Genomic DNA, 22,675 nt, shown 5'->3' with positions numbered 1-22,675 from the left:
CGTATATACAAACGAAGCATAAAGAAGAATGTACAGAACAACCCTTATATAATTGGGTGCTATTGCGCATCATTGTTATTTACTACTAAGTGCAACGGAATAACTAAGAAACGCAAAGAAGTACAAATATAAGTTTCAATAATTGAAGTTGAATAACAAAGCTCTACCCAGCTAATATAAAACCTTTGTGGAAATCTAAACGCAAAGACTTATAAAATGAAGGTACAGTATATTGTTTGCCCTTCGTTGAGCTTTTATCTCTGTAAACGATAGTAGGAGTACCGAAATGTGAAACTGGCTTTATAGGGTATCTAATTATTGGATGTTGGACGTATTTCTAAGGCTGAGTGAAACGAAGCCTTAGAAGGGGAGGTTTACGAAATATATTTTGACGCAAATTTCCGTCCAAGCCGTTTTCGTGCCGAAATTTCGCTTTTTATCCTCGTGGGCTTATTCGGCTTTACTTTCGATATAAGAATGCTGTAAATCGAAAATAATCATGTAAATAATCGTATATTTGTTCTTTATATAAATATATTAAAATGGCAAAACCAAGAATATTTATTAGCTCCACTTTTTATGACTTGAAACAAATTCGAGTTGAATTAGACAAATTTATTGAGAGTTTAGGTTATGAACCTGTTCGAAATGAAGAGGGAGATATTCCATATGGAAAAGATAAAGCATTGCAGGCATATTGTTATAAAGAAATATCCAATATAGACATATTGATTTCTATTATTGGAAGTCGGTATGGTAGCTCTGGGATTTCAAAAGAAAAAGAGCAAGAATACTCTGTGTCTCAGTTAGAAGTGAAAACTGCATTAAAGGAGGATAAGCAAGTTTTTGTCTTTATTGATAAGAATGTGTTTACTGAATATGAAACTTATATTTTAAATAAAGATAACAAGGATATTAATTATAAATATGTTGATAATGTCAATATTTATAAATTTATAGAGGAAATCAAAGCTCTTCCTCATAATAATAATATTAAAGGATTTGAAACCGCAGAAGATATTACGAGTTATTTAAAAGAGCAATTTGCAGGTTTATTTAAGCAATTCATGCTTGATAGCAAAAGAGTAAAAGAAACCCTTATAATAAAAGATATAGAAAGCACGGCTAAAACTTTGCGTGAAATGGTTGATTATCTTAAAGAAGATTCCCAAGGGAAAGATGAAGAAATTAATCGTATTATTAGGGTTAATCATCCGATTGTAAATAGGTTAAAGCAAATATTGAATATAAACTATAATATTTATATCGAAGGAACTTCTGATTTAGAGGCTCTTTTTAAATCAAGAGGATTCAAATTTGTAGAAGATTTAATAAATGATCCTTATTGGGAAAGACAATTCAAACGTGGTAATGACACTATATGTAGAAGAATCTATATTGATGAGTCTCTTTTTGATGAAAATAAGCTAAAATATATAAAACAAGCTGATTGGGACGATAATTTTATTAGAGTGGAAGAGGTTCCAGAGGATGATGGTTTACCATTCTAATTAATCTCTATTTCGTACCTCTCGCCGTACCTCCAAAAATAAAAAAACTCCGAAAGTGTTATAAATAAACGACTTCGGAGTTCTCCTTGAGGTTCCTGGCGGATTCGAACCGCCGTAAACGGTTTTGCAGACCGGCGCCTAGCCACTCGGCCAAGGAACCACTTTGGGTTTTGCGATTGCAAAGATATGAAAATTTACTTAAGAGTCAAGCATTCGCTCTATTTATTTTATAAACAATAATAATCTATTTTGAATCTGTATCAGGCTTTAAAACCGTTCCAATTTTCTTTTTTCCGTTTATTTTTACTATCAGAGGAGACGAAAAGCATATGTGCCGTATATATTCAGTCTCATATACAGCCGGTTGCATATTCAGGTATTCTTCATCGAACAAGTCATTCTCGAAACTGTATGGGTTGACAGAGAAATAACCCGCTCCAAATGAAGTTAGATTCTGGAAAAAATGTGTACCCTGACTAGGTTCTATGTTATAACTATTCAATGTCAGTTCAACCAGCACACGCGCATTAGATATCTGCGGCCATCTTACTGGCACACCCAACCAAGGATCGCTACTGCCCCAACGGCCTGGTCCGACCAAAATATAACCTTTATTATTTTTCAGGAACTCAGCATTCAAATTATCAATTTCTACCGCTATCTTGTCATTATTTATAGCATTGAAGCCTTCAGTCTTGACATATACAAAGTCGAATATATCGTTCATTATACCATGTCCCAGTGCACTGTTGGAATGCAGGATTTCTTCTTCAGGTTTTATTTTCGATAAATCTTCACTCTGCAATTCTTTATTTTGTACTATCGGCCTGATCTGTAATAAATAGAATATACCTTCATCTTTACTCTTCAAGTCTACTGCAAATTCGATTTCTACAGGGCGGCCCATTTCCTCTTGTCCTATTTTCAAGACCTTTTGAAGTATCTCAGCTAATGGGAAAACATTGTGCTGTAATATATTGGCAAAAGAAATTATTTTTCGTCCGCCTTCGTAATATCCATCATATATTGTCTGGTCGCTAGGTTCATATGTCGAAGCAATATATCTTATTGAATCATCTTTCTCTGCATCTTTCGTGGTTAGTTTCAGGAGGTTAAATCCATCATTTGTCGAAAATTCTTTGTCGAAACTGGTCAGGTCTAGCGCATAGAAATAGCGTTGTGTATCCCTCAATGCCAAATCGACAGTACTTAACTGGACAATGCTGTGAGGATGAGCCGGGGAAAAGCGTAGATTGACACCACCTTCAACGATATATTTACCCAATCCCAATACTATATTAGCAATTCCTTCTTCGGGAAGCTCGTTTCCTACCGGATAAAAGTTAAGAGAACGCGCAACTCCAGATAGGGTAGGATAGAAGCGGTTTCCATATTGCGTACCTACAGCCTCCTGCAATACGATTGCCATTTTTTCCTGATCTATAAGATTATGGGTGGCAGTCATGTAAGTTTTACTATCCCTGTAAAAGACCGAAGCGTAAACAGCCTTTATTGCCTTGCCCAACAATCCAAGCATCTCATATTTATCCTGCAACACAGGAATCATATAAGTGGCATACACGCCGGCAAAAGGTTGGTAATGCGAATCTTCCAGTAGGCTCGACGACCTGACGGCAATCGGAGCTTTTACTGTTTCGAGGAAAGCCATAAAGTCTTCGATCATTCGGTCGGGCATTCCGGCTTTCAGAAAATAGCGTAATATCTCATCATCCGGTTTATCTGATAATGCTATCGGATACAGGTCGTTAATCTCCATAAACTCGTCGAAGATCTCGGTACTTAAAACCACCGTACGGGGTGTTCTTACAGGTACATTTTCATCTTCATTCAGCTCAAGGTGTTCTTTTACAATATTGTCCATAAAGGCGATACTACGCCCTTTACCGCCGAGGGAACCATCCCCCATTCGTGCAAAGTTGGAGAACTCATCGAAACGCTCTTTGTCGAAGGTTGCAACCACCCCTGTATTCTTTACTTTGCGGTATGTTATTATCATATCGTAAATAAGCTGACGGGCTTCGTCCATGCTCTCGTAGTCCGAAACACTGATCCTTTTCATCCATTCAGCCATCGGAAACATGGCTCTGGAATAGAAAAAACGGGAGAAATGGTCGTTGGAAAGGTGATAGCGTAGCGAATCGGTAGGAATATTGAATATGTTGCGTTGCAACTCTTTCAGGTTGCGGATGCGCATCACCTCTTCCTTTGTTTCGGGGTTGATAATAATGAAATCTCCGAACCCGAAATTATTTATTATTTGTTTCTTAAGGTCGCGGGGAAAACTTTTCGAATTTTTATCTATGAAATTACACCCCAATTCGTCTGCATAAGCCTTATTCGCAACTTCCGACGAGGTGAAAATAATAGGTACGAAGCGCTTCTTACTCCTTACCCACTTAGCAAATTCGTAGCCTGCAAGTTTATCCTTTTCGCCCTTGTGCTGGTAGCTCATGTCTGTTATTACGCCCAGCATATATTTATAGTATTTGCTATATATCTCAACTGCTTCTTCGTATGTTCGTGCCAGCATAATTTTAGGACGGCCGCGCATACGGAGCTTCTGCTGGTGCTCATTCAGCGCTTCCTTCGAGAATTGTTTCGATTCTTCCATCACCGATTTGAAAAGGGTAGGGAGGGCTGAAGAGTAAAAACGTACAGAATCTTCTATCAGTAGTATTATCTGGACACCTACATTTTCGGTGTCATGCTCCACATTCATGGCATCCTCCATGAGCTTTATAATAGCAAGCAGGAGTTCAGGGTTTCCGAGCCAGCTAAATACATAATCGACACCCGACAAATCCTCTAGCGACAAGCGTTTGGTCACTTCTTTCGAGAAGGGGGTGAGTACTACGAATGGAGTATCCGGATAGAGCTGCTTTATATGTTTCGCAGTAGCAAACATATCAGTGTCGTCCATATTCGGCATTTGTATTATCAGCTCGTAATGGTTTTCACTGAGTTCGCGTAGCGCATCCTCTTCTGTCACCACTTGCGTAAAGCGGGGAGGGTAACTAAGGTTTAGCGATGTATATTCGTTGAAAATCTGCTCGTCGATGCGTCCATCGTCTTCCAGCATGAAAGAATCATACTTGGTTGCTATAAGCATTACATTGAATATGCGTTTGGTCATCAACGTAGCAAACGATGTGTCTTTAAACCGGAATGCTCTTATATCGGGTAGTTTTTCCATGATGTTTTTTTTATGCTTGACAAATATAGTGAAAGCGCAAAGCCGAACCAAAATTGTATAAATAAAAAGGCCGGAAGATAATTGCAATTTGTCTTCCGGCTTCTATTCTTATTTCTTGTGATAATTAACGTATCCGATCAAGTGATTTTACCAACTTCTCGTCTTTTTTTATTTTCTGTATAGCCATTATATTGAAAGCTAACGACATGATAGGAAATGTAATACCTGCTTGAATGTTATCGAACAAAAAGCTGTATTTAGACGAATATACGATGAAATATGTGGCAAATGTTATATAGAAAAGAATAATAGATATAATAGTGGTTATTCCTATTTTAATTTGCATCTTTCTTTTCTTGTACAAAAAGATATTAACAAGAGGCAATATTGTAGAAATTACAGCAAAAACAAATACACCCCATGTCGGATGTTGTATCGCTCCATGATCTATATCTCCTATACCCATTGCATATATAATGCCCGATATTCCAGCTTTTCCCATATCCGATTCGATACCTACTAATGGAATAAAAGTAGAAATACCGATAAGAAGTGCGGCAACAAGTAGATATACAGTCTGAATACGTTGTATCATTTTCTAAAAATTGTCTTTTTCTTTATTCGGATTTCTGTAATACAACTTACCTTCTGTATATTCTTGTGCAGCAATAAGCGTAGCTTTCGGAAGTTTCTCATAGTAACGGGATATTTCAATTTGCTCCCTGTTTTCAAAAACCTCCTCCAGGTTATCGTTGTAAGATGCAAACTCTTGCAATTTTTTATCTAAATCCTGCTTCATCTCCACAGAAATCTGGTTTGCACGTTTTGCTATTATCCTTACAGTCTCATACACGTTACCGGTTTCTTCCGACAACGACATCATATCTCTCGTAACTGTATTGCTGGCTGCGTTTGACTTTCTGTAATCCATCTTTATTTTATCAATATTATTTTTACTGGTTCTGTTTATATTATTTTACCTGCTCTTCTATCAATACTTGATTTGTGAGTTCGTCAACGTCTTGATTCAAGGCTTTTAATGCCTGGCGGTAATATTTTTCCGATTCTTTTGTATATTTTCCGCTAGGGAACATATTCCTGTAATTGAAATGTTCGTCCATCAAATCTCTGTAGCGGGTAGGCTTTTTGTTTTCTACACTGTAATAGGCTAGTTCGTACCGCGCACGTACTATCAGTATCTGGAATTCTTCGGACAGAGCTGAAAACGGATAGCTTTTAAGCGCTTCTTTCGATGTTACGATACACGATTCGTAGTTGTTACCCATATATAGTCCCAGATTGTAGTAAAGACGGGCGGCAAGAAACTCTTTATATGCCAGTTTTTCCTGCATTTCGAACATTTTTTCTTGCGCTTCAGGAGCTTTCTCGCTCATTGGGAAGTATTCCAGAAAATTCTGAAATTCCTGTATCGCACGTATTGTACTCGATTGGTCGAGGCGTGCATCGGGCGAATCCAGATACAAACTGTAAGCGGAATTGTATCGTGCCAGTTCGGTATATTCTCCCTTAGGGAATTTGTTGTAATAGCGGGTGTAGTATTGTGTAGCAGTGGTGTAATCTTTGTCGTAGAAATAGGATTGTGCCAACAGGAATAGTATCTCCTGTTCTTTCGACGAACCTGTATACGCTGTCAGAATTTCACTTAACAGGGTGGCTGTACGGCCATATTTTTTTTCATCGAAATACTTTTTGGCATACGTGTATTTCAGTTCGGCATCGCGGCTCTTTAGTATTTTATTGTATTCGCCGCACGATGCAAATAACAATGCCAGTAATAAGGTGCACAGAATTTTAATCTTCATTCTACTCAAAAATTAGTTTGCAAATTTAAACAAAGCTTTTATATTTTGAAAATAAACTTATATAATAATCGTTACAAGCTGCCTTAAGCGGGTAAAAAAGACCGGTTTTTGGCTTTTTTACTTAAACATACCGACAACTCTCTTTACGCCGTCTATTAATTTGTCTATTTCTTCTTTTGTATTGTAGAATGCAAATGACGCCCTTACCGTTCCTTCTATACCCAATACATCCATTAGCGGCTGGGCGCAATGGTGGCCTGTACGTACAGCTATCCCCATCTTGTCAAGAAGCATTCCCATATCGTAGTGATGAATATTGCCCACGAGGAAGGATATTACGCTGCATTTCTGCCCGGATGTACCATATATGCGCATCCCCTCGATATCGGTCAACTTATCAGTACAATACTCTAATAACTGATCTTCGTATGCTTTTATTGAGTCGAGGCCTATTTTTTTTATGTAATTTATTGCGGTGGCTAGAGCTATTACTCCGGGATAATCGGGCGTTCCGGCTTCGAACTTGAACGGTAACTCGTTGAATGTAGTACCTTTAAAAGATACTTGTTTTATCATTTCGCCTCCTCCCTGGTAGGGCGGCATTTGTTCGAGCCATTTTTCTTTTCCATAAAGGACGCCTACACCGTTTGGCCCATATACCTTATGTCCCGAAAATACAAGGAAGTCGCAATCCAGCTTTTGCACATCTACAGTGAGGTGCTGTATAGATTGTGCTGCATCTATCAGTACAGGTATATCGTTGCGGTGGGCTATTTCGATAATTTTCTCTATGGGGTTGATTGTGCCCAAAACGTTGGAAACATGAGTTACCGAAATGAGGCGGGTTTTCGCTGAAATCAGTTTTTCGAGTTCGTCGAGCTGCAGTTCGCCCTTTTCATTGATAGGGATAACTCTGAGTTTGATTCCCCTGATTGTTTCCTGCAATTGCCACGATACAATGTTGGCATGGTGCTCCATTTCCGAAACAATGATCTCGTCGCCTTCTTTGCAAAACTGTTGGCAAAAACTATGGGCTACCAGATTGATAGATTCGGTAGTTCCTCTTGTAAAGATTACCTCCCTGCTCGATGGCGCGTTTATAAACTGTTGTACTACTACGCGCGCCACCTCTGCCAGATCGGTAGCCTGCTGGCTTAAACGATGTACACCACGATGCACATTTGCGTTCGTGGTGTAATATATCCTCTCAAGCTCCCTGACTACACATTCGGGCTTCTGGGTGGTTGCCCCGTTGTCGAGATAGACAAGCGGCTTGCCATATACAGTTTCCGAAAGGATAGGGAAATCGGCTCTTATTTGTTCTATATTCATTGGTTACGAGTTTCGGGTTACGGGTTTCGAGTTATTTATTATGTCTGATAACTTATAACTCGTGATTTGTAACTGATTTATTTGCAAATTAAGCAATTGCCACAACGCGCCGATTCGCCTTTAAATCGTTTTCCGACAAGGTCGGCCAGACGTTCTTTTAACAGTGGTATGCGCACATGTTCCAAAACCCCTGCCGTAAACGCCTGCATAAGCATCAATTTGGCCTCGTTTACGCCAATTCCGCGCGAACGGAGATAAAACAGGGCTTCTTCGTCCAACTGCCCCGTAGTCAGCCCGTGCGAGCATTTTACGTCGTCGGCATAAATTTCGAGTTGTGGCTTCGCATACATTTTCGATGACGGCGAAACACAAAGGTTGTTGTTCGACTGGTATGCCTGCGTTTTCTGAGCATCTTTTTCCACGAGGACACGCCCACAGAAAGAGCCCACAGCATCTTCCTGCAATACATATTTAAATAATTGTGTGCTGGTACAATGTGGCTTGGCGTGGTCGAGAAATGCAAAATTATCTACGTATTGCTTTTTGTCGGCTATCACCATTCCGCAGACATATGCTTCGGCGTGTTCGCCATTTAGCTTCACATTATAATTGTTGCGGCTGCGTCCGGTATTGAGTGTCATGTTATTGACCAATACATTGGATGAATCATCCTGCGAGACGAATGTATTTGTCAGCCGTGTTACATGGTCGGAATTTTCTTCCAGGTCGTAATAGTCTACAATCGCATTGCGCCCTGCATGTATTTCTGTTACCTGTGTAGCTAGGAATTGCGATTCGTCGACAGTATGGTCGCACACAAGGAGCTTTACTTGTGCATCATCTTCGGCTATGATCAATATACGGCGGTTTACCAGGCTGTTAAATTCACTTTTTAGTATATTTATAAGTTGTATAGGCCTCTCCACAATCACTCCTTTTGGCACATATATTACAAAGCCGTCTTGTGCAAACATGGTATTGAATGCTATTGTATCATTGTTTTCCACATCTGCTATCTGTCCGTAATGTTTAGCGAATACTTCGGGTTGCTGTTGCCAAAAATCAGCCATACTTCCCACAAATACCCCTTTCGGGTACTCCACTTTGGGGAGATGTTCGGTATGTACAAGGTCGTTGAGAACGAAATAGAGATTTGTTGTCAGGTTTGGTATTTCGCACCTGAATGCTACATACGGATTTCCGGTAAATGGTATGCGGTTGATATTCAATGCAAAATCGGGTGTGAATTCTGCTGCTACATCCAGATAGAGATAATCCTCCTGCTTTTTGGTGGGAAAGCCATTTGCGATAAAAGCCTTTAGTGCTTTGTCGCGCATATTGTTCATGCCGGGTACAGATTTGGCATCGAGCTTATCCCTGTACTCGGTGAATATATTTATATATTGGGTTTCTATCATTATTGAAATTCTTTTATAATCCAGTCGTATCCTTTTTCTTCGAGTTCGAGCGCGAGCTCTGGCCCTGCACTTTTCACTATCCTGCCTTTATACAGCACGTGTACAAAGTCTGGTTTGATGTAATCGAGCAGGCGTTGATAGTGAGTGATAACTACTGTAGCATTGTCTTTGCTGCGCAATTTGTTTACGCCCGAAGCCACGATGCGCAAGGCGTCGATATCGAGGCCGGAATCGGTTTCGTCGAGAATGGCGAGCTTAGGCTCAAGCATTGCCATTTGGAATATTTCGTTACGTTTTTTCTCCCCGCCCGAGAAACCTTCGTTTACCGAACGTCCGGCAAGATCTTTGTCCAATTCTACCAAATCACGTTTCTCCCGTATCATTTTCAGGAAATCGGAGGCAGAAATAGGATCTTGTCCTCTGTATTTACGTATTTCGTTGAGTGATGCACGCATAAAGTTTGTCATGCTTACTCCGGGAATTTCTACCGGGTATTGAAAACTCAGGAACAAGCCTTCTCTAGCCCTGTCTTCGGGGTCTAGTTCAAGTAAATCGCGTCCTCTGAAATCGACTTCGCCTTCTGTTACTTCATAGTTGGGGTTGCCTACCAATACCGATGCAAGCGTACTTTTGCCGGCTCCGTTAGGCCCCATTATAGCGTGTACTTCGCCTTCGTTGACCACGAGGTCGAGTCCCTTTAATATTTCTTTTCCTTCTACTTCGGCATGAAGATTCTTTATGTTTAATAAGTTTGCCATTACAATATTTTATGTTGTTTGAAATTTATTATCTGGTATTTAGTAACTGTTTAAATTTTATACGAATACTTTATTACTACTTTTTCTTCATTCATTTTTAGTCTGTTTTTCGGCTAATTTCCCCCTTCGCTCAGATCAAGTAGCCCGCTACTATCGCTTCGCGCATGAAAAAATTATCTCTAAAACAGTTCTAAAAATTAGAATGAATAAAATTTGAACAATTACTTATATTCTCTATAAACGCCAGTTGGGTGCTTATGTTCACCCTTCGGAAAAACTTCCGGTCACAAAATTAATAAATAAAACCAAAAATAAATCCTTTACAACGAGCTATTGCTTATTTATTAAATCTATGAGAAAACTCCGGCAGGGCATTTATGCCTGTTTGTTAATTAAGATATTAACTTTGCCGGTCGAAATGTTTTTTTACATCCGGTTATGATTAATATTATAGTTTCAGAAGAATTTCGCAGGTTGTGCCCCGGTTTCAAGGGAGCGGCAATAATGGCAAAGGTAAGCAACAACCTGCATAGCAATGCGTTGTGGGATGATATAGATACGTTTTCAGCCGGTTATCGCAGTAGTAATAAAATAGAAGATATAAAGAAGAATGCTGCAATACACGCTACCCGCGAGGCATACAAACGGTTTGGGAAAGACCCTAACCGTTACCGCCCGTCGTCTGAAGCCCTCCTGCGCAGGATATTGAGAGAATTGCCCTTGTATCGGATAGATACGTTGGTAGACCTGATCAACCTGGTTTCCATCCGCACGGGTTATTCTATCGGAGGGTTCGATGTGGATAAGATACAGGGCGATACATTGACCTTGGGCGTGGGCAAGGAAAACGAACCTTACGAGGGGATAGGAAAAGGGATGCTCAACATAGAAGGCTTGCCTGTATATCGCGACCGAGCCGGCGGTATAGGTACGCCAACCAGTGACAATGAGCGTACGAAGATATCATTGGGTACTACTAATTTCTTAGCCCTGATAAATGGTTACAATGGCAGCGAGGGGCTCGCCGATGCTACACAATATATGGTTGGCTTAATGCAAGAATATGTGGGTGCCCAGGATGTACAGATAGTTTACTACTGATCGTAGAAACAAAAACTCCTGCAAATCTCACGACTTACAGGAGCCCAAACTTTAACACAAACTTTGTAAAACTACTATTGACATGTTATTTGTCTCCTTAATAACATAAATTATTCCATATGTTTGTTTTTATAATTCGATGGGGATATACCCGTATATTTCTTGAAAAAGCGACCGAATGATGCCTGATTCGAAAAATTAGTCCTTACGGCTATTTCTTGTATATTATATTTCGAAGTCATCAACAGCGATTTTATTTCGAACAAAGTGTACTGCACTATCCAGTCTTTAGCCGACCTTCCACTGGTTTCTTTTATTATCGAAGACAGGTATTTAGGCGTAAGCGACATCTTTTTAGCATAAAATGCAACTTCCCTGTTTTCCATATGATGTTCGAGTATCAGTAGGAAAAAATCGTATGTTACCTGCTCTTTACGGGTGTTTGCCGAGAGGTTGCCGTCTAATTGCAAGTTGTTTTTATAATTATTGTACAAATCGAGGTAAAAAAGCCTCAAAGTGCTTACGATATATTCTTTCTGGAAATAATTGTTGGCGGCTTTCTCCCTGTTGGCTATCAGCTCGAAGTAGGTCAAATACCTGTATATCTCATTTTCGTCCAACTTGTAAAAGATCTTTTTGCGCATATGTATATAAAACAAGGGAGATATGCGCGATATGCCACTCAGTATTTCGTTGATAAACGACTCGGAGATTACAAAGTAGTTGGCTCTAAAGTCGTCACTCTTTTCTTTCAGCGATATTATGTACCCTTGCTGTATTACGATAAGGTCGCCTTTCGAAAATATGTATTCATTCGAATCTATTACAATTTTTATTTCTCCTCCGGTACAATATCCAAGGATACTAAAACCTATCGAAAACTTAATTGCCGCTATATTCAAATTGTCAGCTTCCATATACATTCCAAAACCGTCAGTCGGCAAATGGGCAGTATAATCACTACTTTTATTATGTTTTGTGTATGGACATTGGTGCATTTATTACTCGTCTCCTTATAACTCTGGCAAATATATTCAGTTATTTTTTATCTTTAGGCTCGTATGCGCCATATGGTATAATAATTACCGCTTTGGATGCTTATATTAACAAAATAATATTCAATATATCCTAACAGTAGCTTAGAATCATATTATTTAATGAATTATAGAGCAAAAGGTTCGCCGTCTTTGTCTATAATAATGGTGTTTTTGCTTTGTTTATATTAAAATATGAAATTTTAGATTAAGTGCCGGTATAAAAGAAAAAGCTAGTTTAAACTCAAAAAAAGAGGGATAAAGTTTGTTTATAAAAAAAAGTTTGTAACTTTGTGATCGAAATTGAAACGAAAAAATGACAAATTGCTTTTTACATATCCTCCTCGTCATTGATATTCTCCTCGTCGGACAGAATAAATGAGAAAGGTGTGTATTATATAGATATATAAGGAATAAATTAAATATAAACCTTTCTCATTGCTGGGAAAGGTTTTTTTTATGAACAAATACAGCTAAACAGCTAAGAATAAAGTTATGGGATTCGAATTAAGAAGTTCAACAAGTACACAAGGACGCCGCATGGCAGGAGCCCGCGCCCTGTGGAGAGCAAACGGAATGAAAGAGGAACAAATGGGTAAACCATTGATTGCCATAGTCAATTCATTTACGCAATTCGTACCGGGACACGTCCATCTGCACGATATAGGGCAAAAAGTGAAAGCTGAAATAGAAGCCCTTGGTTGTTTTGCTGCCGAATTTAATACAATAGCCATAGACGACGGTATAGCTATGGGGCACGATGGCATGCTTTATTCACTTCCATCGCGCGACCTGATAGCCGATAGTGTAGAATACATGGTAAATGCGCACAAAGCCGATGCTATGATATGTATCAGCAATTGCGACAAGATAACTCCGGGGATGCTGATGGCAGCAATGCGCCTCAATATACCTGCAATATTCGTGTCGGGTGGGCCTATGGAGGCCGGAGAGTTGAATAACCAACACCTCGACTTGATAGATGCCATGATAAAAGCTGCCGACAACACAGTTTCCGACAAGGAGGTAGATGCTATAGAGCGTGCTGCCTGTCCTACCTGTGGTTCGTGTTCGGGTATGTTCACAGCCAATTCGATGAACTGCCTCAATGAAGCTATCGGATTAGCTTTGCCGGGTAATGGAACTGTGGTTGCTACACACGCAAACCGCTCTCAACTGTTTAAAGATGCAGCAAAGCAAATAGTAGAAAATGCTTATAAATACTATCGCGATGGCGACGAGTCGGTGTTGCCGCGCAGTATTGCTACCAAACAAGCTTTTCTCAATGCCATGACGCTCGATATAGCGATGGGGGGCTCTACCAATACCATCCTTCACTTGCTGGCAGTAGCCCAGGAAGCAGAAGTCGATTTCACTATGGACGATATAGACAAGCTTTCGCGCAAGACTCCATGCCTTTGCAAAGTAGCTCCAAATACACAAAAATACCATATTCAGGACGTGAACCGTGCCGGAGGCGTTTTAGGAATAATGAACGAACTGAATAAAGGTGGGCTGATTGACCCTTCTGTATCGCGAGCCGATGGTATGACTTTAGGCGAAGCTGTTGATAAATATGATATTACAAAGCCAAATCCAACCGAAGCAGCCGGATTGCTATATAAATCTGCACCCGGCAATAAGTTCAACCTTATTATGGGTTCGCAAGATAATTATTACCCGGCACTCGATAGCGACAGGGCTAATGGTTGTATCCGCGATATGGAACATGCCTACACCAAAGATGGTGGACTGGCGATTCTGAAAGGCAATATAGCCCTCAATGGCTGCGTGGTGAAAACAGCGGGGGTAGACGAAAGTATCTTTAAATTTACGGGAACGGCAAAAGTATTCCACTCACAAGACGCCGCTTGCGAAGGCATCCTAAAGGATGAAGTTGTGGCAGGCGATGTGGTGGTTATCACCTACGAAGGGCCAAAAGGCGGGCCGGGAATGCAGGAAATGCTTTACCCTACATCCTATATCAAGTCGAAGCATCTGGGTAAAGAATGTGCCCTTATCACCGACGGACGCTTTTCGGGTGGCACATCGGGGCTTTCTATTGGGCATATTTCGCCCGAAGCGGCTTCGGGTGGAGCTATCGGATTAGTGCGCAATGGCGATATTATAGAGATAGACATTCCTAACCGTTCGATAAATGTGAAGTTGACAGATAACGAACTGGATGCCCGGTTGAAAGAAGAAATGGCAAAAGGTAAAGATGCCTTTAAGCCAAACCGCGACCGCGTAGTATCTAAGGCTTTGAGAGCGTATGCAAGCATGGTTAGTTCAGCCGATCTGGGCGGAGTACGGATAGTGGAGTAACCTTAAAAATACATATGAGATAATGACACAACGGACTGTAGCCAAAGCAAAGGAAACATATAACAATATGGGCGACAGGCTCAATTATCTCGAAAAAACCGGGGGCACGTCCTTCTTAAGTATGATATTAGTTTTACTCTTTTTGGTTGGAATATTTATACTATCCCTATTTCTGGAAAGTTACGTAGGCTATTAAAAAATAAATTACATGGATAACAATATCAATAAAATTACCGGACGCGAAGCTCTTATCAAGGCATTGATAGACGAGGGTGTAGATATTATTTTCGGTTATCCCGGCGGGCAGATTATACCGGTATTCGATTGCCTGTACGATTACAAAGACCGGATAAACCATATTCTTGTACGCCACGAACAGGCGGCTACACATGCCGCACAGGGATATGCCCGCACATCGGGCAGGGTAGGAGTGGCGTTGGTCACTTCCGGGCCGGGTGCAACCAATACCATTACCGGTATTGCCGATGCTATGCTCGACAGTACGCCTATTGTCGTTATTGCGGGGCAGGTACCATCTTCCCTTTTGGGTAGCGATGCCTTTCAGGAAGCCGATGTAGTGGGTATTACCCAGCCTGTTTCCAAATGGTCGTACCAGATAAGGCGGGCAGAAGATATACCTTCGGCTGTTGCCAAAGCGTTTTATATCGCGTCTACAGGGCGGCCGGGGCCGGTAGTGCTCGACATTACCAAAGATGCCCAGAACGGTATGCTGGAATACAAGTTCGATAAAAAAGTATTTATCCGCAGCTACCAACCCAAACCCGATGTGAAAGAGCAGGAAATAGAAGTTGCTGCAAATATGATAAACGCAGCAAAGAAGCCTCTGGCGCTGATAGGGCAGGGTGTTATACTTGGCAACGCCGAAAAAGAATTGCTGGCATTCTTGGAGAAATCGGGTGTGCCTGCGGCCTCTACAATATTGGGGCTGTCGGCTATTCCTTCTTCCCATCCTCAAAATGTAGGTATGCTGGGTATGCACGGTAATATTGGTCCTAACCTGAAAACTAACGAATGTGATGTGCTGATAGCCATTGGTATGCGTTTCGACGACCGGGTGACAGGCGATTTGGAAACTTATGCCAAACAAGCTCAAATAATCCATTTCGATATAGACAAAGCCGAGATAAACAAGAATGTCCCCGTTACGGCGCGCGTTTTGGGCGATGTGAAAGACACATTGCCTATGGTTACCAACCTGTTGGAAAAGAAGTCTTATCCGGAATGGATGGACGAATTTAAATCCTGCTACCAGAGAGAATATGATGTAGTTATCAACAGCGAACTACATCCTCAATCGGGACAACTGAAGATGGGAGAAGTTATCAATAAAGTATCGGAAGCCACCGGCAGCGATGGCGTATTGGTAACCGATGTAGGTCAGCACCAGATGATGGCTGTACGTTATTTCAAGTATTTCCGCAGCCGCAGTGTGGTTACTTCCGGCGGACTAGGTACAATGGGCTTCGGCCTACCTGCTGCAATAGGTGCTAAATATGGGGCTGCCGACCGTACAATATGCCTTTTTGTAGGCGATGGCGGCATACAGATGACTATTCAGGAGTTGGGTACTATTATGCAATATGGCATTAATGTGAAGATAATCCTGTTGAACAACCACTTTCTTGGAATGGTACGCCAATGGCAGGAGCTGTTTTTCGATGAGCGTTATTCCGAAACAGTGATGACAAATCCGGACTTTGTAAAGATAGCTGAAGCTTACGATATAAAAAGTGAAAGGGTAGCCGAGCGTTCAGACCTGGATAATGCTATAAAGCGGATGCTCGAACACGATGGTGCATATCTTCTCGATGTACAAGTAGAAACCAAGGGAATGGTATATCCTATGGTTCCGGCAGGTGGTTGTGTAACAAATATATTGCTGGGAAACGAATGAATATAAGATTAGCATTTATATTACTGCTTGCCTGTGGGTTCATAAAAGTAGTTACGCCGAAAATATTGGTGATGAATAACCCAGAAAGAAGCAGATAAATCTTAATAGATAAAGATATGGACAAGACATTATATACTATAACTATTTTCTCCGAAAATACGGTAGGGCTTCTTAGCCAGGTGACCAGCGTATTTACCCGCAGGCAGTTGAATATAGAAACGCTTTCGGTATCGGCCTCGGCACTCGAAGGCATCCATAAGTTTACTATTACTGTCTTTTGCGATGAGGAGACAATTAAAAAGGTTGTATTACAGATAGATAAGCGTGTAGATGTATTAAAATCATATTACAATACAAACGACGAGCTTGTTTTTCAGGAAATCGCTTTGTACAAGCTTTCTACTACCGAATTTCTGAAAATACAGTCGGTAGAAGAACTGATAAGGAAACACAATGCCCGCATACTCGACATCAACGAAAACAGCGTTGTATTGGAAAAAACAGGGCATTATCAGGAAACGCAAGGCTTGTTTGAAGAACTGAGCAAGTCGATAGGCGTATTGCAGTTTATCCGTTCGGGGAGGGTGGCCATTACCAAATCGAAAATAGAGCGGTTGAGCGATATGCTTGCCGAACTGGACAGGAAGCAACAATTAACAAAGTAGAGCTTCGTTTCCTAAATTAGTAGGGATATGAATCAAGTACTTTATTGCAAAAGCATTACCTTTGTATAGCAATAACGTACCAATATTAATAAAATGTATTCCCTACAGTAAATAAAAAAAGAAAAATGGATAAAGAACTTGTAAAGAAAATCATCGGTAAATACGGAGTAAACCTGTATCATAAGATTCAGGGAAAACGAATTGACCGGAAAGAAGAAAGATACTTCGAAGCACGGAAAAAAATGTATGGCAGCCTGGTAGCTCCCGGTGAATTGGTTTTCGACGTAGGAGCCAATGAAGGAAACAGGGTAAAACCCCTTCTGGCAATAGGTGCTAAAGTGGTAGCTGTAGAACCTCAAGAAAGTTGTTATACTAAACTTAGGGAGCTTTTTGGCAATAAAATTGCCATAGTAACCAAAGGCATAGACGAAAAGGTTGGCGAAAAAGAGTTACATATAGCTTCCAATTCTGTATTCTCTTCATTCTCTACCGAATGGATAGACACAGTAAAAGAAGGACGCTTCAACGACCGTTGTTGGAACAAGACTGTCAGCGTTGAAATGACTACTCTCGACGCTCTCATTGCCGAATATGGCAAACCGTCATTTATCAAGATAGATGTAGAAGGATTTGAATTGCAGGTGCTCAATGGATTGTCGCAACCAATCAGGTATATATCATTCGAATATACTGTGCCGGAACAAACACAGAACGCAATAGACTGCATGATGCGCCTGAGCAGCCTCGACAAAAACATAAAATTCAATTATTCGGTAGAAGAAAGCATGAAATGGGCGTTGAAAACATGGCTGACCACCGAAGAAATGATAGAACATGTAAAAACCGCAGCATTCCATAAAATAGGCTTCGGCGACATATATGCACACAGCGAAGCTGCTGATAGAGGATAAGCTTTGATACTTTAACAAGAAAAAACACTAATATAAATATGGCAGCACCCAAAATAGGACGCTACGAATTTGAAATAGATGCTTACCTCACCGATTTCAGAGGGAAAGCAACTCTTCCGATGATAGGGGGATTCATGTTGCAGGCAGCGACAAAACATGCCGAAGAGCGTGGGTTCGGATACTCGGATATGACATCGAAAGACCGGGTGTGGGTACTTTCGCGTATGGCTATAGAAGTGTTCGAATACCCAAAGAATGATACTGTTATGGTTATCAAAACATGGGTAGCAAATGTGAACAGGATGTTTACCGAACGTTATTTCTCTTTCGAAGATGAAACAGGAAGGGAGATTGGCTTTGCCAAATCGCTTTGGGCTTCTATCGACCTTATTACTCGCCGTCCGACTAATGTTCTGGAATTGGAGGGCTTGGTCGATTACATCGATCAGGAGAAGGTCTGTCCGATAGAAGGTATGACAAAGATTCCTCAATTGAAGGATAATTATGAGCCGGCATCGGGTTTCACGGTCAAATACAGCGATGTGGATATCAACAAACACCTGAATAGTATGAAGTATATCGAGCATTTTGTCGATGTATTCGATATAGATATGTTCAGGGAAAAAGAAATACGCCGTATAGAAATCAATTATGTATCGGAGGGGCGGTATGGTACAAATATCGAAATACTGAAACGTGAGGAAGCCGATTCCGTTTTCATCATGGAAATGAGAGACGAGGCTACAAATATCTGTTCGACAAGAATCACATGGGAATAATTTTTTAACCTATATAATTTATTTAACAAAAATCAATCATGGCAGAAATGAACTTTGGAGGTGTAGTTGAGCAAGTAGCTACCCGCGATGAATTTCCTTTAGAAAAAGCAAGAGAAGTATTGAAAGACGAAACAATAGCAGTTATCGGTTACGGCGTACAAGGTCCAGGACAAGCCCTTAATCTTCGCGATAACGGTTTCAACGTGATTATCGGACAACGCAAAGGTGGTAAAACATGGGAAAAAGCCATTGCCGATGGATGGGTTCCGGGCGAAACATTGTTCGATATAGAAGAAGCTGCCGAAAAAGGTACTATCATTCAATACCTGTTGTCGGATGCCGCACAAATAGAAGTATGGCCACGCCTTAAACCTTACCTTACAGCAGGCAAAGCCCTTTATTTCTCTCATGGTTTCGGTATCACTTACAAAGAACGTACAGGAATCGTTCCTCCTGCCGATGTAGACGTTATTCTTGTAGCGCCTAAAGGTTCGGGAACAAGCCTTCGCCGTATGTTCCTCGAAGGACGTGGCTTGAACTCTAGCTATGCTATCTTCCAGGATGCTACAGGCCGTGCCAAAGAACGTGTAGTGGCTTTAGGTATCGGAGTAGGTTCGGGCTACCTGTTCGAAACAGACTTCAAACGCGAAGTATATTCCGATCTTACAGGCGAGCGCGGTACGCTGATGGGTGCTATCCAAGGAATCCTTTTGGCACAGTATGAAGTATTGCGCGAAAACGGACACTCTCCATCGGAAGCTTTCAACGAAACTGTTGAGGAACTTACACAGTCGTTGATGCCATTGTTTGCCGAAAACGGTATGGACTGGATGTATGCCAACTGTTCAACTACTGCTCAACGCGGTGCTTTGGACTGGATGGGACCTTTCCACGATGCAACAAAGCCTGTTTTCCAAAAACTTTATAGCGAAGTGGCAAACGGAAACGAAGCTCAACGTTCGATAGATACGAACTCACAACCTGATTACCGCGAAAAACTGGAAGTAGAGCTTAAAGCTCTTCGCGAAAGTGAAATGTGGCGTACAGGTGAGGTGGTTAGGAAACTACGTCCTGAAAATAATTAATATTAAGAATTAGTCATTATAAGTAAAGTAAGGTGTCCCAAAAGTAATAAAAAAGTGATTAGATGCGAAGCCGCTCATTTTTAGACAGAAGGGAGCATACAAAAGTATGTGACCGATGGCTAATAAATGAAGCAATGAAGCAGATGATTGCTTTTGGGATACTTCCTTTCTATTTGTATGATATACTAGCATATCTCATAACTATTTTGTATTTTTGACGAACTTTTTTTCAGAAAATATAAAATAACAACATAAAATGAATATTTCTTACAATTGGCTTAAAGATTATCTCGATTTCGATTTATCTCCCGAAGAAACGTCCGCAGCACTCACTTCGCTGGGTCTGGAAACCGGAGGAGTGGAAGAAGTAGAAACCATAAAAGGAGGGCTCGAAGGGCTTGTTATAGGTGAGATGCTTACCTGTACAGACCATCCCGACTCCGACCACCTGCATATAACAACTGTAAATGTAGGCGAAGGCGAACCTTTGCAGATTGTATGCGGTGCGCCTAATGTGGCCGCCGGACAGAAAGTAGTGGTTGCTGTAGTCGGTACAACCCTTTATCCCGAAGGTGGTGAGGCTTTTAAGATCAAGAAATCGAAAATACGCGGTACAGAATCTTTTGGTATGATATGTGCCGAAGACGAAATCGGTATCGGCAAAAGCCATGAAGGGATTATCGTTTTGCCAGCCGATGCAAAGGTGGGTACACCGGCAAAAGAATATTACAATATAAAAAGCGACTATATACTGGAGGTGGACATTACACCAAACCGCATAGATGGGGCATCTCACTACGGTGTTGCACGCGATTTGGCCGCCTACCTTAAGCAAAACAAGCTGGAAGGGGAATTGAAGAAACCTTCGGTAGAAGCCTTCAAAATAGATGAACCAAACGACAAAGGCATCACTGTAAAGGTAGAAAATGCAGAAGCTTGCCCGCGTTATACAGGTGTAACCATAAAAGGTGTGACTGTAACAGAAAGTCCCGACTGGCTGAAAGAAAAGCTTACGCTTATCGGTTTGCGCCCTATCAACAATATTGTGGATATTACAAACTATGCCTTACACGGGCTGGGGCATCCTCTTCATGCTTTCGATGCTGCTTATATAACAGGAGGCGAAGTAGTGGTGAAAACATTGGCTGAGGGAACGAAGTTCGTCACCCTCGACGAAGTAGAACGCACCCTTAGCGACCGCGACCTGATGATATGCAACGACAAAGAAGGTATGTGTATCGGTGGGGTTTTCGGAGGACTTAAATCGGGAGTTACAGAAGATACGAAAGATGTATTTCTGGAATGTGCCTATTTCAACCCGTCGTGGATAAGGAAAACGGCTCGCCGTCACGGATTGAACACCGACTCATCGTTCCGTTTCGAGCGTGGTTGCGATCCTAATGATGCGATCTATGTATTGAAATACACAGCTTTGCTGATACAACAACTAGCCGGAGGAAAAATTGTAGGCGAAATACAGGATGTATATCCTGCCATCATAGAAAAACCGGTTGTGGAGTTGGCTTATCAGAAAGTTAATTCGCTGATAGGTAAAGAGATCGAGAAGGATACGGTAAAGTCCATCCTGGACAGCCTGGAAGTAGAAATAAAGAGCGAAACCGCAGAAGGGCTTACACTTGCCATACCTACTTACAGGGTCGATGTACTGCGCGATGTAGATGTGATAGAAGATGTTTTACGCGTATATGGCTACAACAATATTGAAATGAGCGACAACCTGCAATCGAGCCTGTCGTACGAAACACCTACAGACAAAAGTTATGATTTGCAAAACCTTATTTCAGAGCAGCTTACAGGTGCAGGCTTCAATGAAATTTTTAATAACTCGTTGAGCAAAGAATCGTATTATGCCCAATCGGAGGTATTCCCTATATCGCATTGTGTACATCTTATCAATCCATTGAGTACCGACCTTAGTGTAATGCGTCAAACCCTTTTGCATGGTGGCTTGGAAAGCATTGTCTATAACCGCAACCGTCAAAATTCCGATATCCGTTTCTACGAATTGGGCAACTGCTACTATTACGATGCCGATAAGAAATCGGAAGACGATATATTGCGCGAATACAGCGAAGAGTATCATCTGGGATTGTGGCTTAGCGGCAACAGCATAGATAATAGCTGGGCGGCGGCAAACGAAAAATCGTCTGTGTACCAGCTTAAAGCACATGTAGAGAATATATTCGCCCGTTTGGGTATAGCAACAAGCAGATATGAATACGAACAATATTCAGACGAGATTTTCAGCACTGCTTTGAAGATACAGGCAAAAGGAAAAGGCAAACAGTTAGGCGTATTGGGTATCGTAAGCAAAAAAATGCTGAAAGTACATGATATCAATACAGATGTCTATTTTGCCGAACTGAACTGGGATGCGCTAATGAAAGAAATAAGGAAGCATACGATTACTTATGCCGAAGTATCGAAATTCCCGGCAGTAAAACGCGACTTGGCTCTGTTGGTAGATAAAAAGGTATTGTTCGACCAGATTGAGAAAATAGCTTATAAGGCAGAACGCAAGTTGCTGAAAGATGTGTCGCTGTTTGATGTGTATGAGGGCAAAAACCTTCTGGAAGGCAAGAAATCGTATGCCGTGAATTTTGTATTGCAGGATGACGAAAAGACGCTTAACGATAAGCAGATAGATGCTATAATGCAGAAGATACAGAAATCGCTGGAAAGCGAAATCGGGGCACAATTGAGATAATAGCGATTAAATCATATACATAGAAAAGGGTTTTATATAATTGAAGCCCTTTTCTATACAATTATCATTCGCCCGC

At 41.1% G+C, this 22,675-nt stretch carries 17 protein-coding genes and 1 tRNA gene; 9 read left to right on the top strand and 9 right to left on the bottom strand.

The window, feature by feature from the left end; all coding sequences use genetic code 11:
* The first annotated feature begins 542 nt into the window (after positions 1-542).
* Positions 543-1,511 carry a DUF4062 domain-containing protein gene (locus tag D0T57_RS11950; protein ID WP_163273721.1) on the top strand — a complete coding sequence of 323 codons (969 nt, stop codon included), beginning with the start codon at positions 543-545 and terminating at the stop codon, positions 1,509-1,511.
* A gap of 89 nt (positions 1,512-1,600) precedes the next feature.
* Here the strand turns inward: D0T57_RS11950 and D0T57_RS11945 are convergent.
* The 8 genes from D0T57_RS11945 to sufC all read right to left on the bottom strand — a co-directional run bounded on the left by D0T57_RS11945 (position 1,601) and on the right by sufC (position 10,056).
* Positions 1,601-1,671: transfer RNA gene (locus tag D0T57_RS11945), tRNA-Cys, on the bottom strand.
* Between the two features lie 84 nt (positions 1,672-1,755).
* A complete protein-coding gene (locus D0T57_RS11940) occupies positions 1,756-4,725 on the bottom strand; it encodes a PEP/pyruvate-binding domain-containing protein (RefSeq protein WP_163273720.1) in 2,970 nt (989 codons plus the stop codon).
* A gap of 124 nt (positions 4,726-4,849) precedes the next feature.
* Positions 4,850-5,320, bottom strand: coding sequence for a DUF4293 domain-containing protein (locus D0T57_RS11935; RefSeq protein WP_163273719.1), 471 nt, complete (start codon positions 5,318-5,320; stop codon positions 4,850-4,852).
* A gap of 3 nt (positions 5,321-5,323) precedes the next feature.
* On the bottom strand, positions 5,324-5,656 hold the full coding sequence (locus tag D0T57_RS11930) for a DNA-directed RNA polymerase subunit omega (RefSeq protein ID WP_163273718.1): 333 nt from the start codon (positions 5,654-5,656) through the stop codon (positions 5,324-5,326).
* A gap of 40 nt (positions 5,657-5,696) precedes the next feature.
* Positions 5,697-6,548, bottom strand: a complete 852-nt coding sequence (locus D0T57_RS11925; RefSeq protein ID WP_163273717.1) for an outer membrane protein assembly factor BamD — start codon at positions 6,546-6,548, stop codon at positions 5,697-5,699.
* Between the two features lie 117 nt (positions 6,549-6,665).
* Positions 6,666-7,880: an aminotransferase class V-fold PLP-dependent enzyme gene (locus D0T57_RS11920; protein WP_163273716.1), complete on the bottom strand. Its 1,215-nt coding sequence runs from the start codon at positions 7,878-7,880 to the stop codon at positions 6,666-6,668.
* 77 nt (positions 7,881-7,957) lie between these two features.
* Positions 7,958-9,298: a Fe-S cluster assembly protein SufD gene (gene sufD, locus D0T57_RS11915; RefSeq protein WP_163273715.1), complete on the bottom strand. Its 1,341-nt coding sequence runs from the start codon at positions 9,296-9,298 to the stop codon at positions 7,958-7,960.
* Positions 9,298-10,056: a Fe-S cluster assembly ATPase SufC gene (sufC, locus tag D0T57_RS11910; RefSeq protein WP_163273714.1), complete on the bottom strand. Its 759-nt coding sequence runs from the start codon at positions 10,054-10,056 to the stop codon at positions 9,298-9,300. The genes sufD and sufC overlap by 1 nt, the downstream gene beginning before the upstream one ends.
* Before the next feature lie 438 nt (positions 10,057-10,494).
* Here sufC and D0T57_RS11905 point away from each other — a divergent pair, with 438 nt between their 5' ends.
* Positions 10,495-11,157 (top strand): B3/4 domain-containing protein, encoded by a 663-nt coding sequence (locus tag D0T57_RS11905; RefSeq protein WP_163273713.1) that lies wholly within the window; start codon positions 10,495-10,497, stop codon positions 11,155-11,157.
* A gap of 110 nt (positions 11,158-11,267) precedes the next feature.
* On the opposite strand, the gene D0T57_RS11900 is transcribed toward D0T57_RS11905, so the two are convergent.
* Positions 11,268-12,074, bottom strand: coding sequence for an AraC family transcriptional regulator (locus tag D0T57_RS11900; protein WP_163273712.1), 807 nt, complete (start codon positions 12,072-12,074; stop codon positions 11,268-11,270).
* A gap of 612 nt (positions 12,075-12,686) precedes the next feature.
* Between D0T57_RS11900 and ilvD the strand changes: the two genes are divergently transcribed.
* From ilvD to pheT, 7 genes are all read left to right on the top strand, one after another.
* Positions 12,687-14,516 carry a dihydroxy-acid dehydratase gene (gene ilvD, locus D0T57_RS11895; RefSeq protein ID WP_163273711.1) on the top strand — a complete coding sequence of 610 codons (1,830 nt, stop codon included), beginning with the start codon at positions 12,687-12,689 and terminating at the stop codon, positions 14,514-14,516.
* Between the two features lie 208 nt (positions 14,517-14,724).
* Complete coding sequence (gene ilvB, locus D0T57_RS11890; RefSeq protein WP_163273710.1) at positions 14,725-16,431, top strand: biosynthetic-type acetolactate synthase large subunit; 1,707 nt, start codon at positions 14,725-14,727, stop codon at positions 16,429-16,431.
* Positions 16,432-16,547: 116 nt separating this feature from the next.
* Positions 16,548-17,096: an acetolactate synthase small subunit gene (gene ilvN, locus D0T57_RS11885; protein ID WP_163273709.1), complete on the top strand. Its 549-nt coding sequence runs from the start codon at positions 16,548-16,550 to the stop codon at positions 17,094-17,096.
* A gap of 125 nt (positions 17,097-17,221) precedes the next feature.
* Positions 17,222-18,007, top strand: coding sequence for an FkbM family methyltransferase (locus D0T57_RS11880; protein ID WP_163273708.1), 786 nt, complete (start codon positions 17,222-17,224; stop codon positions 18,005-18,007).
* A gap of 38 nt (positions 18,008-18,045) precedes the next feature.
* Entirely contained in the window at positions 18,046-18,786 is a 741-nt protein-coding gene (locus D0T57_RS11875; RefSeq protein ID WP_163273707.1) for an acyl-[acyl-carrier-protein] thioesterase, read from the top strand.
* 38 nt (positions 18,787-18,824) lie between these two features.
* The gene (gene ilvC, locus D0T57_RS11870; RefSeq protein ID WP_163273706.1) at positions 18,825-19,871 is read left to right on the top strand and encodes a ketol-acid reductoisomerase; all 1,047 of its coding nucleotides are present in this window, start codon (positions 18,825-18,827) and stop codon (positions 19,869-19,871) included.
* Positions 19,872-20,127: 256 nt separating this feature from the next.
* A complete protein-coding gene (gene pheT / locus D0T57_RS11865) occupies positions 20,128-22,599 on the top strand; it encodes a phenylalanine--tRNA ligase subunit beta (protein ID WP_163273705.1) in 2,472 nt (823 codons plus the stop codon).
* Positions 22,600-22,675 lie beyond the last annotated feature (76 nt).

The organism is Dysgonomonas sp. 511 (assembly GCF_010501105.1).
Lineage (GTDB): Bacteria > Bacteroidota > Bacteroidia > Bacteroidales > Dysgonomonadaceae > Dysgonomonas.
The sequence above is the reverse complement of the archived record's forward strand: the minus strand, read 5'-3'. Positions and strand labels throughout refer to the sequence as shown.

Excerpts from the sequence above, each read along its gene's own strand:
- ilvN (WP_163273709.1), top strand. The coding sequence starts at position 16,548 with ATGGACAAGACATTATATACTATAACTATTTTCTCCGAAAATACGGTA.
- ilvB (WP_163273710.1), top strand. The coding sequence starts at position 14,725 with ATGGATAACAATATCAATAAAATTACCGGACGCGAAGCTCTTATCAAG.
- sufC (WP_163273714.1), bottom strand. The coding sequence starts at position 10,056 with ATGGCAAACTTATTAAACATAAAGAATCTTCATGCCGAAGTAGAAGGA.
- sufD (WP_163273715.1), bottom strand. The coding sequence starts at position 9,298 with ATGATAGAAACCCAATATATAAATATATTCACCGAGTACAGGGATAAG.
- D0T57_RS11950 (WP_163273721.1), top strand. The coding sequence starts at position 543 with ATGGCAAAACCAAGAATATTTATTAGCTCCACTTTTTATGACTTGAAA.
- D0T57_RS11905 (WP_163273713.1), top strand. The coding sequence starts at position 10,495 with ATGATTAATATTATAGTTTCAGAAGAATTTCGCAGGTTGTGCCCCGGT.
- D0T57_RS11875 (WP_163273707.1), top strand. The coding sequence starts at position 18,046 with ATGGCAGCACCCAAAATAGGACGCTACGAATTTGAAATAGATGCTTAC.
- D0T57_RS11930 (WP_163273718.1), bottom strand. The coding sequence starts at position 5,656 with ATGGATTACAGAAAGTCAAACGCAGCCAGCAATACAGTTACGAGAGAT.
- D0T57_RS11925 (WP_163273717.1), bottom strand. The coding sequence starts at position 6,548 with ATGAAGATTAAAATTCTGTGCACCTTATTACTGGCATTGTTATTTGCA.
- D0T57_RS11900 (WP_163273712.1), bottom strand. The coding sequence starts at position 12,074 with ATGGAAGCTGACAATTTGAATATAGCGGCAATTAAGTTTTCGATAGGT.
- ilvC (WP_163273706.1), top strand. The coding sequence starts at position 18,825 with ATGGCAGAAATGAACTTTGGAGGTGTAGTTGAGCAAGTAGCTACCCGC.
- pheT (WP_163273705.1), top strand. The coding sequence starts at position 20,128 with ATGAATATTTCTTACAATTGGCTTAAAGATTATCTCGATTTCGATTTA.
- ilvD (WP_163273711.1), top strand. The coding sequence starts at position 12,687 with ATGGGATTCGAATTAAGAAGTTCAACAAGTACACAAGGACGCCGCATG.
- D0T57_RS11920 (WP_163273716.1), bottom strand. The coding sequence starts at position 7,880 with ATGAATATAGAACAAATAAGAGCCGATTTCCCTATCCTTTCGGAAACT.
- D0T57_RS11880 (WP_163273708.1), top strand. The coding sequence starts at position 17,222 with ATGGATAAAGAACTTGTAAAGAAAATCATCGGTAAATACGGAGTAAAC.
- D0T57_RS11940 (WP_163273720.1), bottom strand. The coding sequence starts at position 4,725 with ATGGAAAAACTACCCGATATAAGAGCATTCCGGTTTAAAGACACATCG.
- D0T57_RS11935 (WP_163273719.1), bottom strand. The coding sequence starts at position 5,320 with ATGATACAACGTATTCAGACTGTATATCTACTTGTTGCCGCACTTCTT.